Genomic DNA, 5,282 nt, shown 5'->3' with positions numbered 1-5,282 from the left:
GTCAAGAATCTGGGGTAGGTGAACCCACGATTCAATGAGCCGGCGCTAATGCCGGTACAATTCTTGTTGAACCTGACATGTCGAGCCATCCCCGGCAGGACCGGGGATGGCTGCTTCTCGTGCAGAGTCCGCAAACCAGGTCATGGTTTTGAAATCATGACCTAATTGTTGCTGGCGACGGGCGCCACCAGCGAGGTGATGCGGCGAATGGCGACGCGTCGGTTCTCGCGGTTGGGCGCGGCCGTGTTGACCTTCAGATACTCCTCGCCATAGCCCTGCGTCGTCAGGTTCTCCGGCGGAATGCCGAAGGCATTGGTGAGGGCCTCCGCCACCGCTTCGGCGCGACGATCGGACAAAGCGAGGTTGGCCTCTGGCGTGCCGACGGCATCTGTGTGGCCTTCGATCAGGAAGGTCTCGGCCGGGTTCTTCTTCAGCAGCTTGTCCATCGCGCTGGCGACACCCTCGAGCTTCTGCACCTCGGTGTCGGAGATCGAGGCCGAGCCGAATTCGAAGTTCAGCGTGTCGAGGTCGACACGGCGTGCGATGTCGCGCACGCGGGCCGAACGCTTGACCTCGTCGATCGAATAGAGGCGCTGGACCTTCTCCACCGGCGGCTGTTCGAGGAAGGTGTAGTAGTCGTCCGGGCTCTCGACGTCCTCGGAATCGAGGATGTACTGCCGGCGCGGGATGGTCAGTCGCATCGGCGGCAGGTCGTCGCCGGGATCGCGCCAGTCGCCCTCATCCTGATAGTCCTGCTCGTCGACATAGCTCAGCACGTATTCGCGCCCGTCAGGGGTGATGCGCGAACGCTGGATGACATCGCCGTAGCGGTTGCGGATGGTGACGATCTGGACGCCATTGCCGCGCTCGACCGTCTCGCGTGTGCGGCCTTGCGGCAGATCCTCGTAGTAGACGTCCTTGGCGCCACGGTTCATGCGCGGACCGTCATTGCTCTGGACGATCGTCTGGTTGTTGAGCTGGATGATGACGCGGTCGCCGATTTCCTTGAGCACGTCGACGCCCTTGGGACGGCGGCGGTCGCGGATGTTCTCGTCAGGTGCACGATCGACGCGCTTGCCTTTTTCCTCCGTCACAGGGACCATTTTTTCGGGCTTGATCTCCTGCTGGGCGGCCTTGTCGTCGGTGGGCGGTGGACCCTGATCGACAGGCGCGACCACGGGCTTGCGGCCCTGATCGCCACCTTGCTGGGCGTTCTGCCCACCATTCTGCTGCTCGCCATTCTGCTGGCCGTTCTGGTTGGCGGGCTTCCTGCGGCCCTGGTCCTTGCCACCCTTGCGCTCGGCATCCTTCTGGCTGTCCAGTATGGGAGCGGTGTTCGGATCGGCAGGTGCCTCGCCCTGGACAGGCGCCGCCTTGCCGCCATTGGCCGGTTGCTCGGCTATGGCAGGCTTTTCGCCATTGGCCGGTTGTTCGCCCGTGGCAGGCTGCACGCCGGTGACAGGCTGCTCACCAACCGGTTTCTTACCGTGCTTCTTGGTCTTGTCCTGCGGCTGCTCGCCCTGGGCCGCTGGCTGTTCGCCGGCGGGAGCCGGTTCGACCTTGGGCTTCGCCACTTCGGCCGGAGCTTGCTTCTCGGTCGGTGCCGGGACGGCTTCCGGCACGACGGCCGGTTTGGCCGTTTCGACAGGCTTCTTCTGCTTCTCAGGCTTCTGTGCGGGCTCGACGGCCGGTGCTATCGTGGTCGGCTCGGCCTGCTGATCCTGCTTGTGCCTCTTGCGCGGCTTGGCTTGCTCGCCCTGCTGGTTGTCGTTGGCCGGTTCGGCCTGGCCGGCAGGAGCCGCTTCGGCTGGCGCCTGCTCAGTCTGCTGCTGCTCGCGCTTTTTCTTGCGCGGCTGCTGCGCTTCGGCGGCTGGAGCGGCCTGCTCTGCGGGTGCCGCTTCGGCCGGCGCCTGCTCGGTCTGCTGCTGTTCGCGCTTCTTCTTGCGCGGCTGCTGCGCTTCGGCGGCTGGAGCGGCTTGCTCGGCCGGCGCCTGCTCAGTCTGCTGTTGCTGCTGCTGATCGCGCTTCTTCCTCCGAGGTTGCTGCTCTTCGACAGCCGGAGCGGCCTGCTCGGCAGGGGCGGACTCGGTCTGCTGTTGCTTCTCACGCTTCTTGCGCGGCTGCTCCTGCTCGGCGGGCTGCTCGCCCTGGGCTGCGGGCGCCGCCTGCTGCTCTGGCTCGGCCTTCTTCCGCTCCCTTTGTTTCGGCTGCTTCTGCGCACAAGCTTCGGCCGATTCGCCCTCGGCGCACGCTGCCTGCGCCAAAATGAACGCGGCTGACGTGTGCTGGGCAGGGTCGAAGGCGGCACTTCCCTGAAGCGGGAACGCGCCCAACGGCGCGGATGCCATCAGCAGGCCAAGTGCGGTGCCTGCCAGAATCCGTGGTTGGCGTTTCATCGAAAACTCTCCTTATGGGGTCCCATCCTTGCCGAAACCGATCTTGCGCCGATTGGTTCCAGTTTGGTTGCGATAGACGCCGTACGGGGCGATTGGCCGGCCTTTTGAAGGCAACTTCGTGTCATTCACCCGGCGATCGCCGCATTCCGGCCGTTGCCGCGCTTGACCTTGCCGGCGGCTGGGGCCACATGCCGGGAATGGAAACGCCGTTCTGGAAAACCAAGGCGCTGGAGGCGATGAGCCCGGCTGAGTGGGAGTCGCTGTGCGATGGTTGCGGCAAATGCTGCCTGTCAAAGCTCGAGGACGAGGACACCGGCGAGATCTACTGGACCAGTGTCGGGTGCCGGCTGTTCGACGCGCAGAGCTGCCGCTGTTCGGACTACGCCAACCGGCTGGCGCGCGTTCCCGACTGCGTTGGGCTGACGCCGCAGAACGTTCGCACCATCAGCTGGCTGCCCAGCACCTGCGCCTACAGGCTGGTGGCCGAGGGCCATGACCTCTACTGGTGGCACCGGCTCGTGTCGGGCAGCGCCGAGACCGTGCATGAGGCCGGCATGTCGATGCGCGGGCGGGTCAAGGCAAGCGAGACCGATCTCGCCGAGCCGGAAGACTATTTTGATTACCTGCTGGACGACGAGCCGTAGGGCTCGCATGGAGACGACGAGCCATAGGGCTCGCATGGAGACGACCAGCCGCAGGGCTCCGCGTTGGAACGAACAAGCTGGTCTTCAGCCAAACTGCTGGATTGGGATCCGGGCACTGAGTGAGGCGTTTTGGAGCATTCACCCCTGCCGTGGACGATGGTAGATGGCCGGCGAAATCCTTTTCCGCCACATGAACCGGAGATGAACGGCCGGTTCGCAATGAGTTCAGACAGCCAAGTGCATTCTCCCCCCATCGGTTCACGAGGACGGGCGAAAGCCCGCAACAAGGAGAGAAGACAATGTTCAACACGATCAAGACGGCAGCCCTTTCGGCTCTGGTCGGTCTCGGCACGCTGGCCGCCATCCCGGCCCATGCCGACAGCCTCTATCTCGGCTTCGGCAACAACAACGACACGCGCTTCGGCGTCTATGCCGGCGACGACGGCTATCGCCACCGCCGTGATGAACGTCGCGGCTGGGGTGATGAACGCCGCGGCGAATGGCGTCGTGGCTGTTCGCCGGACCGCGCGCTCGACAAGGCCGAACGCATGGGTCTCCACCGCGTCCGCATCCTCGACGTCAGCCGTCGTACGGTGAAGGTGATGGGCCGACAGTACGGCGACCGCGTCGTCGTCGTGTTCGCCAACGACCGCGGCTGCCCGGTTATCTATCGCTGAAGCCGGGTCCGGCTTGAATACAAGGGCATGATCTCCTTCAAAGATCAGCCTGGCGGCATGCCCCTCATCGAGGGTTAGCCGGGCAGCATGATCTTCTGCGAAGATCATGCTGGGAGTAGCCGAGCCCCTTTCCTGCTGGAAGGGCGTGGCTCGAAAAAACCCCGCGGGAGCAATCCCGCGGGGTTTTTCATATAGGGCGTTGGCTGAAGGCTCGATCCATGGCCGAGCAAGCCCCACCATGGATCGTCAGGCGCTTACTTCAGTTCGAAGGTGACGGTGACCTGGACGTTGTAGGAATTCTCGCCGGCCTGTACCGGAGCCGCAGCGCCCGCTGCGGCATCGAAGGCCTTGGCGTTGATCGGCATTGGTGTCGGCGCGATGTTCTGGTCGGTGATCTCGAGCACCCGTCCGAGGCTGACGCCGGCGGCCTCGGCAAGCGTCTTGGCCTTGGCCACGGCGTTGGCCACCGCCTTCTTGCGGGCCTCGGTGACGGTCGCTGCCGGGTTGTCGTTGGTGAAGGTTATGCCGCCACCCTGGTTGACGCCGAGCGATACCGCCTTGTCCAGAATCTCGCCCGTCTTGTCGACATCGCGCACCCGCACCGACAGCGTGTTGGTCACTTGATAGGCGACGAGTTCGGCTTCCTGGCTGCCATCAGGCTTGTTGGTGTAGTTGTAGCGCGGGTTGATCTGGATGCCGGCGGTCTGCAGGTCGCGGTCCTTGATGCCAGCCGACTTCATGGCGGCGATCACGGCGGCCATGGCGTCGTTGTTGGCGTCGAGTGCCGCGCGCGCGGTCTTGGCTTCGCGCATGACGCTGAGCGTCAGGATCGCCAGATCGGGGGCTACGGTTGCTTCGCCTTCGCCCGACACAATGATGCGGGGCGGCGTCGGCAAATCGGTGGCTCCAGCCATCGCCGGAAAAGCGATTGCAGCGGCGAGCGCGAGAGGCAAAAGGCGTCTGGTCATGAAAATCTCCTTGGTCCGCGATCAAAGTCGCAGAGGTCGCGTAGAGCGCGATTATGGGTTGATTTGGGCGATCCGTGGAAGCCTGACGGGAAAGCCTTGTGCGGCGATGCGAAAAACATTAATCCAGCCCGCGTGGGGCCTGTAGCTCAATGGTTAGAGCCGGCGGCTCATAACCGCTTGGTTGGGGGTTCGAGTCCCTCCGGGCCCACCATAACTATTGATTTTTGAGGCGGCAAATCACGGCTGCTTCATGCCACAATCATTCTCTGACGCAGCTGCGGAATAGAGAAGCAGAGAGAATGCTAAGCTTGGACGTCAAATCGCGCCGAGCAGACTCTGTTGTGGACAAGAAAACCCGGCGGCAACCCGCCGGGTTTCGGTTTCGCCGAAGCGAGACCTGTTAGAAGTCGCGCTGGAAGCGGAGCATACCACCGACGCTGTTCTCCTTGTCGGCAGGCGTAAACGCGGGGTTGACAAAGTCAACATCGCCAAACCGGCCTGCATGGAGATAGTCGACTTCGGCCGTGACCGTGAAGCCGGGAACAACGTTGTAAGCGACGTTCGCTGCAACGCCGAGGTTCTTCCAGTCGTCAGCAG

5 protein-coding genes and 1 tRNA gene are annotated in these 5,282 nt (G+C 63.7%); 3 read left to right on the top strand and 3 right to left on the bottom strand.

Going from position 1 to position 5,282, the window contains the following annotated elements; genetic code table 11:
- Positions 1–161 precede the first annotated feature (161 nt).
- Positions 162–2,396 carry an OmpA family protein gene (locus tag ACXJ7R_RS24285; protein WP_457154049.1) on the bottom strand — a complete coding sequence of 745 codons (2,235 nt, stop codon included), beginning with the start codon at positions 2,394–2,396 and terminating at the stop codon, positions 162–164.
- A gap of 197 nt (positions 2,397–2,593) precedes the next feature.
- Here ACXJ7R_RS24285 and ACXJ7R_RS24280 point away from each other — a divergent pair, with 197 nt between their 5' ends.
- Positions 2,594–3,040, top strand: a complete 447-nt coding sequence (locus tag ACXJ7R_RS24280; protein ID WP_095091722.1) for a YcgN family cysteine cluster protein — start codon at positions 2,594–2,596, stop codon at positions 3,038–3,040.
- Positions 3,041–3,339: 299 nt separating this feature from the next.
- A complete protein-coding gene (locus ACXJ7R_RS24275) occupies positions 3,340–3,717 on the top strand; it encodes a hypothetical protein (protein ID WP_457154048.1) in 378 nt (125 codons plus the stop codon).
- Between the two features lie 254 nt (positions 3,718–3,971).
- Here ACXJ7R_RS24275 and ACXJ7R_RS24270 read toward each other — a convergent pair whose 3' ends face one another.
- On the bottom strand, positions 3,972–4,685 hold the full coding sequence (locus ACXJ7R_RS24270; protein ID WP_457154047.1) for an SIMPL domain-containing protein: 714 nt from the start codon (positions 4,683–4,685) through the stop codon (positions 3,972–3,974).
- A gap of 135 nt (positions 4,686–4,820) precedes the next feature.
- Between ACXJ7R_RS24270 and ACXJ7R_RS24265 the strand changes: the two genes are divergently transcribed.
- Positions 4,821–4,896: transfer RNA gene (locus ACXJ7R_RS24265), tRNA-Ile, on the top strand.
- Positions 4,897–5,085: 189 nt separating this feature from the next.
- Here ACXJ7R_RS24265 and ACXJ7R_RS24260 read toward each other — a convergent pair.
- Positions 5,086–5,282, bottom strand: a 197-nt coding sequence (locus tag ACXJ7R_RS24260; RefSeq protein WP_457154046.1) for a porin, incomplete at its 5' end; no start/stop codon positions are given.

The organism is Mesorhizobium sp. P5_C1, assembly GCF_054049815.1.
Note: the sequence above shows the minus strand (reverse complement) of the source record. Positions and strands in the feature narration are given on the sequence as shown.